This is a genomic window from Paenibacillus roseus (assembly GCF_016424485.1).
GTDB lineage: Bacteria > Bacillota > Bacilli > Paenibacillales > Paenibacillaceae > Paenibacillus_D > Paenibacillus_D roseus.
The window spans coordinates 25546-45578 of the sequence record NZ_JAELUP010000097.1 but is presented as its reverse complement, the minus strand read 5'-3'; the positions used below and the strand labels follow the sequence as shown (position 1 = coordinate 45578).

Below are 20033 nucleotides of genomic sequence, written 5' to 3'. Positions count from 1 at the left end.
TAAAGTCTGTATATATTATACCTGCCGCCATCATGAATTGGAATCAGGCCCATATGCGAATAAGTTCTGCTGGAGACATGAGGAAAATATGCTCTGGCTGTCTCTGAACAGCTAGTATCCCTTTATTGCAGAACGGTAGACAAGTTAAGTATAATTTGATTGGATAAAATGAGTAACATGGAAGGCATACTTGGGAGGACTTTTTATAATGAAGAAACTAATCATAACGATTGTTGCATTGGCGATTAGTACCGTATTGTTCTCGGCCTGCTCAAGCAGCCCGGCTGCACCGGGAAATAATCAAAGTGATCAGGTACAGGAAGGCGCAGACAAGCCGGCTACTAATGCTGGCGGACTGGAGGAAACGGGGGAATCAAATGGAAAGACAAACGGCGGCGCTCCCGACGATCAGAACACAGATGGCAAAAACACAAATGCCGAAGGTGGCAGCAAGGGAAATCAGGGCTCTCAGAATCCGAAAGACCCTGCGGTAGAAGCGGCCTCCAATCCAAAGAGTATCGCGGTGCTTGTCAACAAGCAGTTTAGTCTGCCTGAGAATTATACACCAACGGATCTCGTATATCCTGATGTTCCGTTCACTTTTAAAGACAAGATTGAAAAACGGATGATGCGCAAGGAAGCTGCTGCCGCGCTCGAAGAGATGTTTGCAGGCGCAGAAAAGGATAATATTTACCTCGCCGGAGTATCGGCTTATCGTTCCCATCAGACACAAAAAGCTTTGTTTGAGCGCTATGTGAAAAAAGACGGGGAAGAGAAGGCTAAGACCTACAGCGCTGTTCCGGGCCACAGCGAGCATGAGACCGGGCTGGCGATCGATGTGTCGGCAAGCAACGGCAAATGCGCAGCAGAGGATTGTTTTGGAGGTACGCCGGAAGCAAAGTGGCTTGCCAAGCACGCTTACGAGTACGGCTTTATTATCCGATACCCGCAAGGCAAGGATTCCATTACAGGCTACAAATATGAGCCATGGCATTTGCGCTATGTAGGTACGGAGATCTCCAAGGACATGAACGAGCGGGGTATTACTTTGGAAGAGTACTACGACGCGGTTCCGGTTACGAATCCCTAATATTGGCGAAAGTGTATGACATTGAAGTTCCTTTTGTTCGTCAGAGCAGGAGGAACTTTTTTTAAAATATAAGCATTTACCACGAAACGAAGTTTTGCCGTCAAGGGACGGCAAAGCCGTTTACGTTTGATATAAGCGAAGGATGGTTGCCGGCATCAGGGCGAAACCGTTGCGAAAGTATGATATACTTATCCAACCACGCAAGGAATCTTTTATAGCTTCATGGGTACTGGAGGATAAGACAAATGAATATCGAAAGCATTCATCATACAGCGGTTATCGTGACTGATTTGGAGCGGTCCATGCGTTTTTATAGTGAAGTGCTGGGACTGAAGGAGAGCGATGAGCGGCCGGCGTTCGATTTTCCCGGCGTCTGGTATGAGGTGGGGACGATGCAGATTCATCTGATTGTCCACAAGTCTGCTCGCACGTTGCGCCTGACCGACCAGATTGATACACGAGATGGACATTTCGCGCTTAGAGTTCCTGACATGTCGCATGTCATCGGGAAGCTGGAGCAGCATGGAATTGCGTATCAGAATAAACCGGACAGCATTACAGGCTGGCATCAGGTATTTGTGACGGACCCGGACGGGAATATCATTGAGTTTAACTCGCACCGTCAGTCCTGACGCATATAGATATCAGAACGCTGGATAAGTGTGACGCACCAGGTGCGAACTTCGACGATTCGAGCTATTGTATGTATACATTGACTGAAATGAACAGGATTGTGATTTGCGTGAATAATGAAGAGGAGCAGGAAACACCATGAATGCTTCAACAGCATTGCCAATACTAACCTTTCTGTCCCCGCCACTGCCTTACTTTATCGAGGCTGACCGCCGCCGCTATGAGCCGGGGCAGCGCCATCCGAGCCGTGCGAACCGTGGGACATTTGATTTATTATATGTGCGTGAGGGTCAACTTTCGATTGTGGAGGGCAGTCATACCTGGGTGCTGGAGCCGGGTCAACTGCTGCTGCTCCGTCCGGATTGCCCGCATCGCGGCGGAGAAAGCTGCAGATCCGAAACGGTTTTTGACTGGATTCACTTTCAAACGCCGGGCGTATGGGAAGAATGCGAGCCCGGACAGGAGGAGCGTCTTCACGGCGATCATTATCTGTATGCGATTCGGCTGCCCAAGAGCATGAAGCTTACCCGCAGCCAAGAGGCAGATGAACTGCTGGATGAGTTGATTCAGGCAGCCAATAGTCCGGTGTCCGCCTCTTTCTGGCAGCGCCAGCAGCTCTTTGTCAAGCTGCTGCAATTGATCGAAGAGGAGTGGCGTTCCTATGCGGCGCCGACATCCGTCCATGTTGCGGAGCGGGCGGCAGCCTATTTGAAACGGAACTATCAAAGTCAGATTTCGAATAAATCGCTGGGCGAGGAGCTTGGTCTTCACCCGAATTACATTGCCCGCTGCATGATTGATATTTACGGCCACACGCCGCAGCAGTTTTTGATGCATTATCGCGTCGACCAGGCCAAGCTGCTGTTGATCAAGACGGACTGGCCGATTGCTCGTATTGCCTCGGAGACCGGCTTTAAGCAAACACCGCATTTTTCAAGAACGTTCTCGGAGCAATCCGGCCTGTCGCCGCTGCAATATCGTAAAAAGCACAGTGCTGCTATTTGATTTTTTTCCGTGAAATTGGCTGGAGATATAGCTTGGTACTTAGTGAAGAAGGGAATGATATGAAGAAGAGCAAGCAAATTTTTCTAAATGAGGTGACAGGGAGAGTGGACAAGCAGGATCGTTTATCTCCCCGATGCATGGAAACCGAGAACAACGTTCAAGAGCCGTTAGCGGCGATGAAAATATGTGTGAAGTGTCAGCAATCCAGACCGCTCAAACAATTTTTGCCCAGAAGCGGGCGAAAAGCCGGTCCGACTAGACGGAGGGGAACTTGCCGGACCTGTCGGAAAGAAGCGCAAAGGCTTGAAAAGCTTGAGAAACGGAATGCATCGGCCAAGCAGGACCGAAAAGAGCGTCCGGCAACTTCTCCGGCAGAATCGCAGCCCTCTGGCGTGCAACAGTCGCATTCGGCTTCATCTGCCCCTGTCCTGCGTCCAACCCGTCAGGGCTTCATCCGAATGCGCGGCAAGACGGACAGCGGCCGCGGCTGGTATCAGGAGATTGATCCTGAACTGGCCTATACGCTTGTGCGGGAGAATGCTGCAGTCGTTGTTAACCGGCATACGATTCGTCGAATTTACGGAAACAAGGAGTTTAGACGTCTTATTTTGACCCGGGATAACTACACCTGCTATTTCTGCGGCAACTACGGGGATACGATTGACCATTTGCTTCCCAGATCCAAGGGCGGTCATACAACACCGGTCAATTGTGTCTGTGCCTGCAATGAATGCAATCAATCCAAAGCCAATACCGACTTGAATGAGTTTTTGCTCACTTTTGAATAATGCCTGCTCCAGTTAAGGAACTGTAAGCTGCACGGGACTTCCAGAGGGAGCATTCAACCCGCTTATAAAAAAGTGAAAGGCTGAAAAGGTTCAGCCTTTCACTTTGGCAAGAAATTCGCTGATGGCAAAATACGCGGCGCCGCGCACTGCGGAATGTTCCCCGAGTTCAGCGAACAAAATTCGCATATTGCTGTAGTGATAAGAGAGCGTGCGACTGCCTACAGTCTCCAGAAGCGCCGCCTCGATCCATCGTCTGGCTCTGCTCATCCGGTTGCCGATCAGAACGACCTCCGGGTTGAACACATTGATGATGTTGGCAACACCGACGCCTAGATAATATCCGATGTTATGAAACAGCTTTATCGCTGCATCATGACCTTCATCCGCCGCGTGCAGCAGGGAGGAGAGGCTGCCAAATCCCAACTTGCGGGCTTGCCCCAGCAGTGCATTCTCGGAAGCATATAGTTCCCAGCAGCCGTTGTTGCCGCAGCGGCAAGGCATTCCCTCCAGATCAATGGAGAGATGTCCGAGCTCCCCGGAAAAGCCGGATGCCCCTTGATACAGCTCTTTATTCAAGATTATGCCTGTACCAATCCCGATCCCGACACTCACATAAATCTGATTGGCAATTCCGCGGCCGGCTCCGAAGCGCTGCTCTCCCTTGGCGCCTGCGTTTGCCTCATTGTCAATGAAAACCGGCAGGCCAAATCGTTCTTCGAGCAGATCCCCCAGTTTGACTTGTGTCCATTCGAGGTTGGGAGCAAACAGAATGCTGCCGGTATCATTGACGATTCCTGGAACCCCCATGCCGATTCCAATGACGCCATAGGGGCTTTCAGGAGCGCTTGCAAGCAACTGGCCTGTGCAAGCATACAGTCTTTCAAGCACATAATCCAGTTCTGTCGCCTCAAGGCTGATCTCAGCCTCGTTTACAATTTCACCGCTCAAATCCGTTAACACGCCGCGTATATAATTAACCCCCAGGTCGATGCCCAGCGCATAGCCTGCTTTACTATTGAACAGCAGCATGACGGGCCTTCGTCCTCCGCTGGACTGCCCGGTGCCAATCTCAACGACAAGATCGCGATCGATTAAATCCTGTACCAGATTGGATACAGTAGCTTTATTCAGGCCTGTCCGCTCCGAGATCGCCGCTCTCGAGAGGGGAGCCTGCTTCATGACTGCCTCCAGAACGACTGCGGTATTCATTTGCTTGATGAACGCGGTATCGCCGGTTTTTTTTCTCATTTGCCGCTATAGCCCCCATCTTTGGCGCGATTGTCCAATGCTGCCCACGTTTGATTGTTTTGATTGTATCATGGTAAGGATATTTTAGCACCAAAACTTAGTTTGTTTAATAGACAAACTAAGTTGACTGATGTTACAATGATATCAGTCAACTTTTAAATAAGGAATATAACCAATCAAGGGAGGCTGTACAAATGAGTTATTTCAACGGTATTGGTAAAATTGAATTTGAAGGCAAAGGTTCGGATAATCCGCTTGCCTATAAGCATTATAATCCGAAAGAGGTTGTGCTAGGAAAAACAATTGAAGAGCATCTGCGCTTTGCGGTTGCCTACTGGCATACCTTTACGTCTAACGGAGCCGATCCTTTCGGTGTGGGCACAGCGGTGCGTGGCTGGGATCATTTTAATGAATTGGATAAAGCCAAGGCGCGTGCAGAAGCGAACTTTGAGTTCCTGCAAAAGCTTGGCGTTCCATTCTACTGCTTCCATGACCGTGATATTGCACCGGAAGGCGCAACCCTTCAGGAAACGAACAAGAATCTGGATATCATTGTTGAGTTGCTTAAGCAGGGTATGAAAGAAAGCGGTACCAAATTGTTATGGAACACAGCGAATATGTTTACCAACCCTCGTTTTGTCCACGGTGCGGGTACTTCTGTAAATGCGGATGTTTACGCTTACGCGGGGGCTCAGGTGAAGAAAGGGCTTGAAGTCGGCAAGGAACTCGGTGCGGACAACTATGTATTCTGGGGCGGACGCGAAGGCTACGAAACGCTGCTGAATACGGATGTTGCGCTTGAACAGGATAACCTGGCTCGTCTTTATCAAATGGCGATCGATTATGCGAAAGAAATCGGGTTCGACGCGCAATTCCTTATTGAGCCGAAGCCGAAAGAGCCGACTAAGCACCAATATGATTTTGATGCGGCGACGACCATTTCCTTCCTGCAAAAATATGGCTTGCAAGATCACTTCAAGCTCAATCTTGAAGCGAACCATGCGACGCTTGCCGGACATACCTTCGAGCATGAAATCCGCGTGGCGGCAATTAACGGCATGTTGGGCTCGCTGGATGCGAATCAGGGCGATCTGCTTCTTGGCTGGGATACGGATGAATTCCCGACTGACCTGTACTCAACGACGCTGACGATGTACGAAATTCTTCGCGCAGGCGGCATCGGCCGCGGCGGAATCAACTTCGATGCCAAGGTACGCCGCGGCTCCTTCGAGGATCAGGATTTGTTCCTGGCTCATATTGCCGGCATGGACACCTATGCCTGGGGACTGAAAGCGGCTGCCAAGATGGTTGAGAGCAAGTTCTTTGACAACATCCTCAGCAATCGCTACCGCAGCTTCTCTGAAGGAATCGGGGCGGATGTCGTGGCCGGCAAAGCGACTTTGAAATCGCTGGAAGAATACGCTCTGCAAAATCATCCGATCAAGAATGAGTCCGGACGCCAGGAGCGCATTAAGCTGTTGATTAACGAAATTATCTATAGTGTCTAATTAACATCAAGCCAGACAACAGGATTAGGAGAGGAGAAGGACGGCTAAATGGGGTATGTAATCGGTATTGACCTTGGAACCAGTGCCGTCAAAGCGCTGCTGGTCGATCGTGAGGGCAATGTGAAGGCTGAGGCTTCCCGCTCCTACGAGCTGCTGCATCCTCGCTCCGGCTGGAGTGAGCAGCGGCCGGAAGACTGGATAGAGGGGACGATCGGGGCGATTGCCGAACTGACGGATTCGCTCGGAGAGGCTGCTGGTCAAATTGAAGGCATCAGCTTCTCTGGACAGATGCATGGACTTATCCTGCTGGATGAGTCCGGCAGTCCGGTACGCAATGCCATTCTGTGGAATGACACCCGTACGACAGAACAGTGCAGAGAAATCGAGCGTACCGTGGGTGGAAAATTGTTGGAAATTGCTCGCAACCCTGCACTTGAAGGATTTACACTGCCAAAAATATTATGGGTCAGACAGCATGAGCCGGAAGCTTTTGCGCAGGCGCGCAGCTTCGTGTTGCCCAAGGACTATGTACGCTATCGTCTGACAGGACATATTCATATGGATTATTCCGACGCGGCAGGCACACTGCTGCTCGATGTCGGGGGAAAGTATTGGAGCAGTGAACTGCTCGGCGCGTTCCAATTGGAAGAGAGCCTGTGTCCACCGCTCGTAGAGTCCCATGCTTTAACGGGCACACTGCTTGTGGAAATAGCGGAGCGTACCGGTCTGCGCCCGGAGACGAAAGTTTTTGCAGGCGGCGCGGACAATGCTTGCGGAGCAATCGGAGCGGGTATCCTTGCTGAAGGCGTAACGCTTGCCAGTATCGGAACTTCGGGCGTGATTCTTTCCTCTGAACAGGACAGGAACAAAAATTACGACGGCAAGGTTCATTTCTTCAACCACGGCAAGGAGAACGCTTATTATGCAATGGGAGTTACGCTGTCTGCGGGCTATTCATTAAGCTGGTTCAGGAGTACATTTGCCCCTGGCGAGTCCTTTGGAGAACTGCTCGCAGATGTCGGAACTATCCCGCCGGGATCAGGCGGATTATTGTTCACGCCATATCTTGTCGGCGAGAGAACCCCTCATGCCGATTCGGTCATTCGCGGCAGTTTTATCGGCGTAGACGGCGGACACAAGCGCGCCCATTTTGCCAGGGCTGTGATGGAGGGTATTACGTTCTCGCTTCATGAATCAGTTGATTTGCTGCGGAACTCCGGCAAGAAAGTAGACAAAGTCATCTCTATCGGAGGCGGGGCGCAAAACCCGCTGTGGCTGCAAATGCAGGCCGACATTTTCGGAGCGACAGTCGTCGCGCTGGAAAATGAGCAGGGACCCGGCATGGGGGCGGCCATGCTGGCGGCTTACGGGTGCGGCTGGTTCGATAGCCTTGAGGCTTGCGCGGCACAGTATGTCAGACCTGGCGCTGCCTACGAGCCCAAGACGGAAGCGGCGGATGTCTATGCGCGGCTGTTCCCGGTCTATCAGCAGGTCTATGCGCAGACCCGCAGTCTGAACGAATCGCTTAGTGCTTTCCGAAATTAACCAGATTAGTATATGAACCGTCCTGCATAGTTATTATGCGGGGCGGTTTTCGTATTATTAGGTCAACTAGATATTTCAAGTTCGTTTGTTTTTAGGGATACATGTGCTTGCAGTTTCAGATTCCTTCTTGACGTGCGTTTTTCGTTGTAACTATAATGATTACATCAAGGAGAGATTAAACTATGAAAATAAGCAGCAGATTTTCGATTGCGGTTCACATTCTTTCCTTGCTGGCTACCGCGAAGGATGCGCACTGCACATCGGAATGGATTGCCGACAGCGTGGGTACGAACCCGGTTATTATACGAAAAATAATAGGGCAGCTAAAGAAGGCTGGATTTGTAGGCGTACGAGCCGGTACAGGCGGTGCTTTTTTGCTGATAGGGCTTGAGCAGATAACGCTGTTGGATATTTACCGGGCGGTGGAAGTCGTGGAAGAGGGAGAACTCTTTCATATCCATGAACAGCCCAATCCAGATTGTCCAGTCGGCGCTAATATTCAAGCTGTTTTGGAACTAATCGTTAGACGAGCCCAAAACGCAATGGAAGCAATTCTGGCTGACATTCCGATGGCAGAGTTCGTTTCCGGGCTCTCGGAGCATTAGTTACAGCGGTGAATCCCGGATTTAATTATAAGGAGGCAGTTAAAAATGAAAGTTGAAATATGGTCCGATTTTGCTTGCCCGTTTTGTTACATCGGAAAACAACGTTTAGATTTGGCGCTTGAGCAGTTTGAACAGAAAGACGAAGTGGAAGTTGTTTTCCGCAGCTTCGAGCTTGATCCCAATGCACAGAGAGACGTGAGCTATGATGTTCATGACATGCTGGTCGGCAAATACGGCATGACGCGGGAGAAAGCGATGGAGATGAACGAGAATTTGAGCCGTACTGCAAAGGAAGTCGGGATTGATTTTCAATTTGATAATCTGATTCTGACCAATACGTTTGATGCTCATCGGTTGGCACAACACGCATCTGCGAAAGGGAAAATGAACTCGGTTGTACAGGAATTGTTCAGGGCATACTTTACCGATTCCCGCCATCTAGGTGATCATGAAACATTAGCAGATTTGGCAGTTCAGGCAGGGCTAACCCGCGCTGAGGCATTGGAGTTGCTTGCTGGCAATGATTATACCGCCGAAGTCCGCGCTGAAGAAGAAGAGGCAAGCCGGATGGGAATCAAAGGGGTACCATTCTTCGTCATCGACCGTAAATATGCCGTATCAGGGGCACAATCCGTAGACACTTTTCTCAATGCTTTACAGACCGCCTGGAAGGAAGCGCAGCCACTTGAGGCGGTAGACGATTCCGGAAGCGAATCCGAATCAGCCGCTTGCATTGACGGCGTTTGCACCCCTTCGGCTGAACGAGTTGAATAAAGTAAAAATGGATTGACGCTACTATCATTTGCCGATGAGCCTGCGGCGTTGGCAGTAGCTGTTCTGCTTGCCGCGCTTTGGTCGCTGACAGCGGGGTTTATGCTTTATGGGGGAGTCGGTGCTCTGGGGATGCTGATCGTTGTCCTATTGCTGTGGTATGGCGGCAATAGAGGGGCGATGAAGAGGGGCAATGAAGAGGGCGGACTAGCATCTGAGAAGATACACGCATCTGGTTTTTGCGTGAATCATGCAAAAGTCAAGCAAGTTGAATGAATGAATGTCGAGTAGGGCCTGCGTGTCATGCGCTCAATGACGAAACGAATCGATCAGACCCCGCCTCCCGCATAACGCGCGGCGCTCATGCCGGCAGTGTATCCGGTAGAGAAGGCAGCCGTAATATTATAACCGCCCGTATAGCCGTGAATATCCAAAATTTCACCACAAAAATAAAGGCCGTTGGTCAGTTTGGAGCCCATTGTCTTCGGGTCAAGCTCTTTCAGATTGACCCCGCCTCCTGTGACGAAGGCATCCTCGATCGACAAGGTTCCATAGACCCGAACCGGAAAATGCTTGATCAGTGCGGCGAGTTCCATCCACTTCTGCTTCGGCAGGTTATCATAGGTTAACTGCTCGTCCAGATCAGTCTTGGCAAGCAGCAGCGGAATCATGCGCTCCGGCAAATAGCCCTTTAGGACGTTTTTTACCGCTTTTTTTGATTCCTCGCCCGCTATCGCCAGCGTCTCCTGATATACTTCTTCCTTCGTTTTGTCCGGAAACAGATCAATAGCGACAATAATATTTTTCTCCCCGGATTGCTTCAAGCCTTTCACGACAAACTGGCTGCACCGCAGCGCAATCGGGCCGGAAAGGCCAAAGTGGGTGAACAGCATGTCGCCCGAATGCTCAATTATCTGCTTCCCCTTGGCATTCCATACTGACAAGCCCACATTTCGCAGCGATAGTCCCTGCAATTCCTTGGTCTGAATAAACGGCTCGTTCGAGGTCAGAGGGACTTCTGTGGGAAACAGCTCTGTAACGGTATGTCCGGCCAGTTCGGCCCAGGCATAGCCGTCGCCCGTCGAACCGGTCTGCGGCACGGATTTGCCGCCTGAGGCGATAACGACACAGTTGCTGTGACAGACCTGTCCCGATTTTAGCCGGATTCCGCTGACTGCCCCATCTTTATAAAGCACCGTATCCACCGGAGATTTGACCCAAACTTCGACATTTTGCTTCTTTACTTGGGCGATCAGCGCGTCAACGACTGTTTTTGCCTTATCCGATACCGGGAACATGCGCCCGTTGTCCTCTTCCTTAAGGCGGATGCCGAGTCCTTCGAAGAAACGGATAATATCCTGATTGTTGAAATTTGCGAATGAGCTGTGCAAAAATCTTCCATTACCAGGAATATGTTTAATTAATTCGTCAATATCTTTGGCATTCGTCACGTTGCATCGGCCGCCGCCGGAGATGCCCAGCTTGCGTCCGAGCTTGTCTCCCTTGTCGACCAGCAGCGTTCTGGCTCCGTGCCTGCTTGCGGCTATCGCGCTCATTAGTCCCGAGGGGCCTCCGCCTATTATGATGACATCGTAGTTCATGGAAGTATCCTGTGCCTTTCCAAAGTTTCATTCATTCTCTAGTTTACACCGCAGAACATTCGTGGTAAACGTTAAGTATGGTTACACTAATGAGGATGCAAGATTGCAATAGGCAAGGCGTCTTATGCTTGAGATAGAAGAACAGCGGGGTGGAGGCTTGAGCGAAACAAAACTGCTATTGTTTGACCTGGATGACACACTGCTACATTTTGAAGACTATTGGACAAAGAGCATGTATGAGTCATTTGATACTTTTCCGTTAACAAGAGATATTGGCATGGATCAGCTATTTCCTGTTTTCCTGAAGCATGACGAGCAATTTCACGAGAATTGGCTGGACGGAACGATTGATGCGAGGGAATTCAGAAATTTAAGGTACATTCATACCCTGGCGGATTTTAATATAAATGTGGGTGTTGTGGAGTCCATGGCATTTGAACAGTGGTTTAGGACAATCCGCGCCGCATATATTCCTCGTGACACCATGCTGGTGGAGCAATTGGCAAACTGGGCCAAACGCTATAAAATTGGCATCCTGACCAACGGAACAGCGGAAGACCAATACGACAAGCTGTGGCGGATGGGGCTGGATCAGCTGTTTGCCGAAGGGAATGTATTTGTATCCGATGAAATCGGTTTTGCCAAGCCGAACAAGGAGGCTTATCTGCATGCAGCTTCGGCTATGAATTGCTTGCCGGAAGAGACGGTGTTCATCGGGGATTCTTGGGTGAATGATGTGGCAGGGCCGCTGGAGGCGGGCATGAAGGCCATCTGGCTGAACAAGAAGCGCCGGGAACAGCCCGGATCACCTGTCCCGACAGGAATTATTGATCAGCTTCAAGAACTGGAAATTTACATCTGACCATGCCCGCCAGGGCAGGAGGAAATAATTAATGGAGGTGGATTGGGCCTTGATTTATAATGAATTGGAGCTGCTCGCAGGAGATGGTCAGAGGCTGCCTGTACGACAATGGCAGCCAGAATTCGAGCCTTTTAAAGGAGTAATTTGTCTTATCCATGGCATGGGTGAGCATAGCGGGCGCTATTATGGAGTCGCAGAGGCCATGACGGCAGCGGGATATGTCGTGCTGGCCCATGATCAACGCGGCCATGGGCGTTCGGAGGGCAAGCGCGGCCATGCAGACGTTAAACATTTGGCAGATGATGCGGCTCTCCTTGTCGCTTTGGCTGAACGGCTTGAGCCTCAGCTTCCTCGGTTCCTGTACGGGCACAGTATGGGGGGCAATGTGGCGCTGAGCTGCGTGCTCCGTTATAAGCCTGACATTCAAGGGCTGATCCTGACAAGTCCATGGCTGCGACTGGCATTTGTCCCTCCTGCTCCCAAAGTATGGGCGGGCGGCGTGCTGGCGCGCTTGTGGCCTTCGTTCTCAATGTCTACAGGTCTGCGCAACGTAGCTGCTGCCAGCGGTGCGGAGGAGAAATTGGTGGATATCACAGACACGTTGTCCCATGACCGCATCTCTGCTCGCATGTACTTCTCCCTGCATGAAGAGGGGGAATGGGCGCTGGCTCATAGTGACCGGCTGGATGTGCCGCTCTTTCTGGCGCATGGCGACGGTGATTATATTACCTCCTTCCACGCCAGCCGCAGTCTTTCGGAAGTTCTCGGAGAGCGCTGCTGTTTTGTGCCTGTGAATTGTGTTCATCATGAGCTGCATCAGACAGAGCAAAAAGAAGAACTGTTCAGCCGCATACGAGACTGGTTGGACAAAATCAGATAATAGAATATTTAGTTGAATATTATATATTTCTGGAAAAATAGACGGTCTGTTCTCTCCAACATTGTCAAAAATCGCTGCTTGTGCTTTAATCTGTATTAGCAGGATTTTACAGTTGCAGGGAGGAGACCGTTATTTCGTGTGGAAGGATGCATTTTTGCAGGTCATGATTTCACTCTTGCCGGTATTTGCATTCCAAATTTGGTTTAATCGTTCCGACAGATCACGGAAAATTCCGCTGTTTATGGGCGCGTTGTGTCTGCTGGCGATGCTGCTTGGTGTGTTGATTTCCAGGGAAAGCTTTGAAAGCTATCAAATTGACTTTCAAATGGTTCCATATGTTCTCGGTTCGTTGTATGGAGGATTTGTTGCCGCATTGCTGCTGTCTGTCACTCATCTTGCCGTTCATCTCCTTTTTGTATCGAGTTACTGGGAATATGTAGGGTTTCTGAGTTTTTTGTTTATTGTGTTTCCACTCGTTTTTATTGCGGCCCGTCGTTTTAAACTCTCCAGTCTTGCCGGCAAGAAGAGACTTGCTCTAGGATTGGGCGGGGTTCTTGTGCTCTTGAACCATGGGGGATTGGCCCCGCAAATGGTTGGAGAAGCAGGAAAATGGGATGAGCCATTCATTGTTCTTCAAGTTTTTTCACTGGTCGGATTTTTACTGTTAATCTGGATTACCATCGCTATGATGGAGAGCTTCATTGAGAAGCAGTATTTGCAGGATCAACTGCAGCGAATGTCGACAAACTACCGGAACGAAGTCCAGAAGCTTCAGCAGTTCATAGACAGAATTCCAATGGGCGTTATGATCGTGGATGAAGAGGGGAAGATTTCACATTTAAATGAGACTGCGCTTCAAGTTATGGAAAACCATACCGGCAACATGGGCCTGCAGGAGCTGATAGGACGTTCCATTGCTAAAATCAGCGGCACATTCATGAAGGAAGTGGAGGGCAAGTTGCTTTTTGAGGCGCTTAACGGGGGCGACACGGCCTCCAGTATTGTGGAGACGGACGGACGAACTTACATTAAAACAGGCTTCAGCATCCGTGATCTGCAAAACCAGGACATTATTGGAGCCGCCTTGATCGCTCATGACATTACGGAAATTTCTCATATGCGGGATGAATTCGGCCGGATGGAACGCTTGAGCCTGGTTGGGCAGATGGCCGCAAGCATTACGCACGAAATACGCAATCCTATGGCCGTCATACGCGGATTTATCCAGCTGATGGCGGAGCGGAGTCCCGAGCATCAGCGTGATTATTACCGGATTGTAATCGATGAGCTTGACAGGGCCAACGCTATTATTAGCGATTTTTTATCGCTTGCCCAAAATCGTATCGTACATAAGGAGAAAAGCTCCTTAAACGATATTGTAAGAGAACTGGCTCAACTGTTGCGAGCAGATGCCAATCTGCGGGGGCAAACCATTGAGCTTGAGCTGGATGAATCTACTCCGATGCTGGAGCTAAACGAGAAGGAGATCAAACAGCTGATCCTTAATTTGGCCCGCAATGGTATGGAGGCGATGGGACATAACGGACGGCTTTTGCTGCGGACAAGCCTGAAGCCGAATAATGTTCAATTGCAAGTATCGGACAATGGCTGCGGAATATCGGAAGAGAAGCTGGAACGGCTCTTCGAGCCCTTTTATACGACGAAGACGAGAGGCACGGGTCTTGGTCTTCCGCTTTGCCTTAGTATAGTAGAGCGTCATCACGGGAAGATAGCTGTCGAATCCGAGGAAGGCAGAGGAACCGTGTTTACGGTGTCTTTTCATATCTGACTTTTATGACGGAGAAGCTTTGCCGCATAATTCCAGTAATTCGGGAACATAATAAAGCGGAAGGAGGCGATGAATTTGCATAAAAACCATTCAACTTCGTCCGTCAAAGCATCCGAATCGAAGAAAAATACGCCTTCCGGCGAGCAGCCGGAGCAAGAAGGCTTTGACAAAAAGCTGGACGGTCCCAACCGCCCTTCTACCTGAGGCTGTAACCGCCGCTTGTTGCAGAATGCGACAGGCGGTTTTTAATGCGCACGAGGCACGGGGAGATCGCTTTATTGCAATTAGCGCTTTGCTTTCGTATATCATGCAGAGTATAATAATAATTATAAACTGCGAATTTAAATAATCCTATGGCGACTAACCGCGCTGTTGCGACTTGGAAGATGCGGCGACGTTAAGATTTTTACATTTTTCATAAGGAGTGGATCGAATATGTCAATGTCTTTTGAACGATACATGCTGGATATGGTACAACCGATGCGTGATGAGCTTACGCGTCTTGGAATCACAGAACTTCGCACTGCGGATGAAGTAGAAGCCCAGCTTCCAAATGCGAAAGGCACCGCCCTTGTCGTTGTGAATTCGGTATGCGGCTGCGCGGCCGGCCAATGCCGTCCGGGTGTTGCAGCAGCGTTGGGAAATGAGACGACGCCTGATCATCTGTTCACTGTATTTGCGGGCCAGGATAAGGAAGCTACTGCACAAGCTCGCGAGTATTTCGCACCTTACCCGCCGTCTTCACCTTCGATTGCATTGATGAAGGATGGAGAGCTGGTACATTTTATCGAGCGTCATCAAATCGAGAACCGTTCCGCTCAGGAGATTGCGGCAGAACTGACCGCAGCCTTCGACCGCCACTGCAATTAAGGAGCCGAACCTATGACACTGCAGCAAGAAATTATTAGCCGGCTGGGCGTGAAGCCGGAGATTGACGTAGACGAGGAAATACGCAAACGCGTCAATTTTCTGAAGAAATATGTGTTGGATGCTGGGGCGACTGGCTTGCTGATTGCCATTAGCGGCGGCATTGACAGCGCGGTAGCCGCCGGACTTTGCAAGCAGGCGACTGACGAACTGGCTGCCGAGACCGGCAAGGATTATCGAACGCTTGGCGTCTTCCAGCCTTATGGCACACAGGAAGACATCCATGACAGCTATGCGGTTGCTAAAGCTTTTGAGCTGAAGCATGTGGTGGAGACAAATATCGAGGATGCTGTGAATGAAATCGTTCTGGAAGTCGAGCATGGCTTCAAGACGCTTGGCACTCCGCGTCATATCAGTCGCGGGGGCAAAGGCAATGTTAAGGCACGCACCCGCATGGTTGTCCAATATGCACTTGCGTTCGATTACAACCTGATCGTGGTCGGCACGGATCACGCGTCCGAAGCAATCACTGGCTTTTATACCAAATGGGGCGACGGCGCGGTTGATGTTACACCGCTCAGCACGTTGAACAAACGTCAGGTACGTCTCCTTGCATCCCGTCTTGGCGTTCCAGACAGTGTGCTGCATAAGGCCCCTACAGCCGGATTATGGGAAGGACAAACCGATGAGGACGAGCTGGGAATCTCCTATGAGGCTAACAGCGATTATCTCGAAGGCAAAGAAGTCGACCCGGCCGTGCGTGAGAAGCTGGAGAAGCAGTATTTGAAGACCGAACATAAAAGATCCCCGATTCCGGGCATTTAAACCAACCTCTGGGTACCCCCAGGGGTTCTCTTATGTCGTGATAAGGAGGGAGAGGTACGGGATGATCCTGGGGATTGGTCATGATGTAACAGATATCAACCGGATTAGCCAACTGTTGTCCGGGCGGACGGGCAGGCGATTTATGGAGAGGGTGTTGACCCGGCCGGAGCTTGAGCTGGCGGACAGCAAGGGGGCGCGACTGGCTGAGTTTGTGGCTGGCCGCTTTGCTGCCAAGGAGGCGATAGTGAAAGCCTTCGGCTGCGGAATTGGCAATATCATAGGGTTTACGGATATCGTTATCATACCTGATGATAAGGGGAAGCCGGGCATAGCCTTGTCGCCAGAGGCGTGGGACAGGCTCGGATTGACTGCCTCTGCTGTAAGGATGCATGTGTCCATTACGCATGAACGGACAATGGCATCGGCATTCGTCATTGTGGAAGAGGCATGAAACAGGTTCGCTATTAGTGCTTATCGGCCAACCAGGCAGCCAGCGCTTCAATTTCTTCAGGTTTAAGCTTGCTCTTGAAGTCCGGCATAATGTCTCCGCCCTGTTCAATTCGTGTGCGGATATCTTCTTCGGACAGACGATTGCCGACTTGCTGGAGATTGGTTTGCTCCCCGACTCTGCCTTGCAATTCGGTTCCATGACAGGACAGGCAACTGGTTCGATAAATCCTCATCACATCCTCCGGTCCGTCAAGCGGGGTTGAACTGCCGCAGCCGGTCAGAACTGCCGCAATTATAAGTACTATGCCTGTCACAAGCAAGCTGCGTAAAGAACGTATCATTGCATAATGCCCCCTGATTTTGTTCGGCCATCGTGTGGCGTGTTGAATCTCACTTTATTTATTATACCGGATTTCAAGGCTCAACATAAATAGCCCAAAAGAGGCACTGAGACTGTACCGGTGCAATTTCAAGAGTTTTGGATAGGAGAAGACAAGCTATGGCAGATATTAAATTGTATTTTAGCGAGGAACTGTTGAGCTGGTTCCATATTCATAAGCGGACACTGCCTTGGCGGCAAAATCGCGATCCGTATCGCGTATGGGTATCGGAGATCATGCTTCAGCAAACCCGGGTAGATACGGTCATCCCCTATTATGAGCGGTTCATGGATCGTTTTCCAACTGTTACGGCGCTGGCTGAAGCTCCAGAGGCAGAGGTGCTCAAATGCTGGGAAGGCCTCGGGTATTACTCCAGAGCCCGCAATTTACAAGCTGGAGCAAGGGAAGTCGTTGACAACTATAATAGTGTCATCCCAGATGACGCAGATGCTGTCGCCGGTTTGAAGGGAATAGGACCCTATACTCGCGGAGCGGTCATGAGCATCGCCTTCAACAGACCGGAGCCTGCGGTTGACGGCAATGTGATGCGAGTGCTGTCCAGATATTTTTGCCTGGAGGACGATATTGCCAAGCCGCGCACGAGAATCCAATTGGAGCATTTGGCCAAGTCTCTTATTCCCGAAGGAGCGGCAGGCGATTTCAATCAGGCTCTGATGGAGCTTGGAGCGCTAGTATGTACACCAAAATCTCCCGGTTGCCTCACCTGTCCGGTAATGGTGCACTGTCAGGGACGTCTGGTCGGCAAGGAAAACGTTCTCCCGATAAAGACGAAGGCCAAGCCTCCGCGTGAGGAGAGACGGCTTGTAGCCCTTATTGAGGGTTCTGGCAGCAATGTTGGCAAAGTACTGGTACGACAGCGTCCGGAAACCGGCCTGCTCGCACAGATGTGGGAGCTTCCGCATCTGTTGGAGGAGGAGGTTGTCCAGGAAGGGAAAGCGATAAAGACAGGAAGAGGACGCAAGAAAAAGGATACCATCATCGAAGAATCCTCTGCGGTTATGGGTCTGTCGGCCTCTCCTGACAGTGGGCAGATGGAGCAATTAGGCCGGGGCCTTGCCGCTGAGACGGGACTGCTGATCCGCCCGCGCCACCGTTGGATGGAGGCAGAGCATATATTCAGTCATATCATATGGAAGCTGGATGTGTTTCTTGCCGATTTCGGATTTGTGCTGAAGGAGAAAGAGATACAGCAGATGCAATATGAAACTTTGCTGCAAGGCGGCCTGGTGGCTGCAGAGCAAAAAGCTGAATACAACAATTTTGAAACGGCTCCTGATCAGTTGTTTTCCGGGTATGCAGCTAGTGAAACGGCTGCTTCGGTTAGCGGACCAGAGCAACAGGAAGTTCCGTTGCCTGCAGGATACCGATGGATCGGCCCTGAGGATATGCGTGAGCTGGCATTTCCGAATGTCTTTTTGCGAATATTGGGCAATTACTGGAGTGAGCGATATTAACCGCAGCGGTAAAATGCCTGCGCAAGTGCAAGTGCAACACACTATGGCTGACTAACACAATAAGCCCCCGTTCAAGTCCAATTAGACTTTTCCGGGGGCTTGTTTGATAGAGGCTCTGATTATTTTACAGCAGCTTCATAACGTTTGCCAACTTCAGACCAGTTCACGACATTCCAGAATGCAGCGATGTAGTCCGGGCGTTTGTTTTGGTATTTCAGGTAGTAGGCATGCTCCCATACGTCCAGTCCAAGGAGAGGCGTTTCGCCTTCAAAGATTGGGCTGTCCTGGTTAGGCAGGCTGTATACTTTCAATTTGCCGTCTTTGGATAGAGCAAGGAATGCCCAGCCGCTTCCGAAACGAGTAGTGGCTGCTTTAGCGAAATCTTCTTTGAATTTGTCAAATCCGCCCAGCTCACTGTCGATAGCAGCAGCGAGTGCGCCTTGAGGTGCGCCACCAGCGTTTGGTCCGATGGTTTCCCAGAACAGGGAGTGGTTCGCATGTCCGCCGCCGTTGTTGCGCACTGCAGTGCGGATAGCCTCAGGTACGCTGTTCAGGTCAGAGATCAGGTCCTCAATGGATTTGCTTTGCAATTCAGGAGCGGATTCCAAAGCTGCATTCAGGTTGGTTACATACGTATTGTGGTGACGGTCATGGTGAATCTCCACAGTCGTCGCGTCGATATGTGGCTCAAGTGCATCATTCGCGTAAGGAAGAGCAGGTAATTGATGTGCCAATTGAAAAACCTCCTAATTAATGTTGTATGTAGTGATTCATTCATCATTATACCCCTTCATTTGATAATAAAGCAACAAATATGTTTATAAAGTTCGATCGCTGTATTAGTATCAATTCAGGGTGCTTGACATGCATGAATTACCCATTCTAGCATTGCACAAAACAGATCGGATTATGTCGATTGGAAAAAAACTCCCCACCTAAAAATGGTACTTGCTTATCCAGCCGATTTTTATTAAAATTTTGTAACGAAAAAAGAAGGAATTCGTAAACTTTTGTCGTATTTGTTACAGTACGATTTTTTTGAAATATAAGATGTTATAAACTTTTTTATATATAGCTTATATTTCTGCGCGAAACGAATTTTTTGTCAGTCAGAGAATGGTAAGGTCGTTTACACTCGATTTAAGAATTTTACAACTTAAATTATTTTCAGAAGTCCTAAGGTTTTAATTGCAGGCGGCCTGGCAACATGGGCAAAGGCAACTGCTCGGAGCGTAGTGTCCAACAGCTCAATGTTTAAAAAGACTTTTGGTTAGAGGAGATCTCATTATGCGCGTTCGTTCTTTTCAACTATCCGATTATCGGCCAGTTACCCAGTTGCTCGAAACAGTTCTTACTGAAGAATGCTATGAACAAACGATGGAGGCTTTTGCCAGGCAGTTGTCCTGGGATAGCGAGCTTGTACTAGTGGCCAGTCTGAACAACGAGATTGTCGGCATGATTATTGGTACGATTGACAATAATAAAGGTTACTATTACAGAGTGGCCGTACACAAGGACTATCGGCGTCAAGGCATTGCCAAAGAGTTGATCAACAGCCTGAGACAGCGCTTTGTCCAGCGGAACGTAACCAAAATCATGATTACAGCGGATGAGCACAATGAACCGATTTTGTCTCTTTATGAATCTATGGGTTTTGCGGCGAAAGACTTCTTCCGTTCCATTCAAAAGCTAAGCATTGTAGCAGGCTAAC

The 20033-nt window shown here is 49.9% G+C and carries 22 protein-coding genes; 18 read left to right on the top strand and 4 right to left on the bottom strand.

Annotation, left to right across the window (positions count from 1 at the left end; translation table 11 throughout):
• Positions 1–208 precede the first annotated feature (208 nt).
• From JFN88_RS16550 to JFN88_RS24640, 4 genes are all read left to right on the top strand, one after another.
• Positions 209–1090, top strand: coding sequence for a M15 family metallopeptidase (locus JFN88_RS16550; protein ID WP_199020376.1), 882 nt, complete (start codon positions 209–211; stop codon positions 1088–1090).
• Between the two features lie 245 nt (positions 1091–1335).
• Positions 1336–1722, top strand: a complete 387-nt coding sequence (locus JFN88_RS16545) for a VOC family protein (RefSeq protein ID WP_199020375.1) — start codon at positions 1336–1338, stop codon at positions 1720–1722.
• A 139-nt stretch (positions 1723–1861) separates the two neighbouring features.
• Positions 1862–2728: a helix-turn-helix transcriptional regulator gene (locus tag JFN88_RS16540; protein WP_199020373.1), complete on the top strand. Its 867-nt coding sequence runs from the start codon at positions 1862–1864 to the stop codon at positions 2726–2728.
• A 59-nt stretch (positions 2729–2787) separates the two neighbouring features.
• Positions 2788–3516 carry an HNH endonuclease gene (locus tag JFN88_RS24640; protein ID WP_233167956.1) on the top strand — a complete coding sequence of 243 codons (729 nt, stop codon included), beginning with the start codon at positions 2788–2790 and terminating at the stop codon, positions 3514–3516.
• A gap of 90 nt (positions 3517–3606) precedes the next feature.
• On the opposite strand, the gene JFN88_RS16530 is transcribed toward JFN88_RS24640, so the two are convergent.
• Positions 3607–4764: an ROK family transcriptional regulator gene (locus tag JFN88_RS16530; RefSeq protein WP_199020372.1), complete on the bottom strand. Its 1158-nt coding sequence runs from the start codon at positions 4762–4764 to the stop codon at positions 3607–3609.
• Between the two features lie 194 nt (positions 4765–4958).
• On the opposite strand from JFN88_RS16530, the gene xylA reads away from it, so the two are divergent.
• The 5 genes from xylA to JFN88_RS16505 all read left to right on the top strand — a co-directional run bounded on the left by xylA (position 4959) and on the right by JFN88_RS16505 (position 9469).
• Positions 4959–6272 carry a xylose isomerase gene (gene xylA / locus JFN88_RS16525; protein ID WP_199020371.1) on the top strand — a complete coding sequence of 438 codons (1314 nt, stop codon included), beginning with the start codon at positions 4959–4961 and terminating at the stop codon, positions 6270–6272.
• A 48-nt stretch (positions 6273–6320) separates the two neighbouring features.
• Positions 6321–7817 carry a xylulokinase gene (gene xylB / locus JFN88_RS16520; protein ID WP_199020370.1) on the top strand — a complete coding sequence of 499 codons (1497 nt, stop codon included), beginning with the start codon at positions 6321–6323 and terminating at the stop codon, positions 7815–7817.
• Positions 7818–7999: 182 nt separating this feature from the next.
• The gene (locus JFN88_RS16515) at positions 8000–8422 is read left to right on the top strand and encodes an Rrf2 family transcriptional regulator (RefSeq protein ID WP_199020369.1); all 423 of its coding nucleotides are present in this window, start codon (positions 8000–8002) and stop codon (positions 8420–8422) included.
• A gap of 45 nt (positions 8423–8467) precedes the next feature.
• Complete coding sequence (locus tag JFN88_RS16510) at positions 8468–9196, top strand: DsbA family oxidoreductase (protein WP_199020368.1); 729 nt, start codon at positions 8468–8470, stop codon at positions 9194–9196.
• A 12-nt stretch (positions 9197–9208) separates the two neighbouring features.
• The gene (locus JFN88_RS16505) at positions 9209–9469 is read left to right on the top strand and encodes a hypothetical protein (protein WP_199020367.1); all 261 of its coding nucleotides are present in this window, start codon (positions 9209–9211) and stop codon (positions 9467–9469) included.
• A gap of 53 nt (positions 9470–9522) precedes the next feature.
• Here the strand turns inward: JFN88_RS16505 and JFN88_RS16500 are convergent, their stop codons facing one another.
• Positions 9523–10794 (bottom strand): BaiN/RdsA family NAD(P)/FAD-dependent oxidoreductase, encoded by a 1272-nt coding sequence (locus JFN88_RS16500; RefSeq protein ID WP_199020365.1) that lies wholly within the window; start codon positions 10792–10794, stop codon positions 9523–9525.
• A 157-nt stretch (positions 10795–10951) separates the two neighbouring features.
• Between JFN88_RS16500 and JFN88_RS16495 the strand changes: the two genes are divergently transcribed.
• The 7 genes from JFN88_RS16495 (at position 10952) to acpS (ending at position 16468) form a co-directional block, all read left to right on the top strand.
• Complete coding sequence (locus tag JFN88_RS16495) at positions 10952–11656, top strand: HAD family hydrolase (RefSeq protein ID WP_199020363.1); 705 nt, start codon at positions 10952–10954, stop codon at positions 11654–11656.
• A 31-nt stretch (positions 11657–11687) separates the two neighbouring features.
• Entirely contained in the window at positions 11688–12536 is an 849-nt protein-coding gene (locus JFN88_RS16490; protein ID WP_199020361.1) for an alpha/beta hydrolase, read from the top strand.
• A 136-nt stretch (positions 12537–12672) separates the two neighbouring features.
• Complete coding sequence (locus JFN88_RS25010; protein WP_199020359.1) at positions 12673–14325, top strand: ATP-binding protein; 1653 nt, start codon at positions 12673–12675, stop codon at positions 14323–14325.
• Between the two features lie 75 nt (positions 14326–14400).
• Positions 14401–14529: a spore protein gene (locus JFN88_RS16480; RefSeq protein WP_199020357.1), complete on the top strand. Its 129-nt coding sequence runs from the start codon at positions 14401–14403 to the stop codon at positions 14527–14529.
• A 231-nt stretch (positions 14530–14760) separates the two neighbouring features.
• A complete protein-coding gene (locus JFN88_RS16475; RefSeq protein WP_199020356.1) occupies positions 14761–15195 on the top strand; it encodes a BrxA/BrxB family bacilliredoxin in 435 nt (144 codons plus the stop codon).
• A gap of 12 nt (positions 15196–15207) precedes the next feature.
• On the top strand, positions 15208–16017 hold the full coding sequence (gene nadE, locus JFN88_RS16470) for an NAD(+) synthase (protein WP_199020355.1): 810 nt from the start codon (positions 15208–15210) through the stop codon (positions 16015–16017).
• A 61-nt stretch (positions 16018–16078) separates the two neighbouring features.
• A complete protein-coding gene (gene acpS / locus JFN88_RS16465; protein WP_199020354.1) occupies positions 16079–16468 on the top strand; it encodes a holo-ACP synthase in 390 nt (129 codons plus the stop codon).
• Between the two features lie 13 nt (positions 16469–16481).
• On the opposite strand, the gene JFN88_RS16460 is transcribed toward acpS, so the two are convergent.
• Positions 16482–16808: a c-type cytochrome gene (locus tag JFN88_RS16460; RefSeq protein ID WP_233167954.1), complete on the bottom strand. Its 327-nt coding sequence runs from the start codon at positions 16806–16808 to the stop codon at positions 16482–16484.
• 158 nt (positions 16809–16966) lie between these two features.
• Here JFN88_RS16460 and mutY point away from each other — a divergent pair, with 158 nt between their 5' ends.
• On the top strand, positions 16967–18322 hold the full coding sequence (gene mutY / locus JFN88_RS16455) for an A/G-specific adenine glycosylase (protein ID WP_199020353.1): 1356 nt from the start codon (positions 16967–16969) through the stop codon (positions 18320–18322).
• Between the two features lie 119 nt (positions 18323–18441).
• On the opposite strand, the gene JFN88_RS16450 is transcribed toward mutY, so the two are convergent.
• Positions 18442–19056 (bottom strand): superoxide dismutase, encoded by a 615-nt coding sequence (locus JFN88_RS16450; RefSeq protein ID WP_199020352.1) that lies wholly within the window; start codon positions 19054–19056, stop codon positions 18442–18444.
• A gap of 553 nt (positions 19057–19609) precedes the next feature.
• Between JFN88_RS16450 and JFN88_RS16445 the strand changes: the two genes are divergently transcribed.
• Entirely contained in the window at positions 19610–20032 is a 423-nt protein-coding gene (locus JFN88_RS16445; RefSeq protein ID WP_199020351.1) for a GNAT family N-acetyltransferase, read from the top strand.
• Position 20033: the final 1 nt, after the last annotated feature.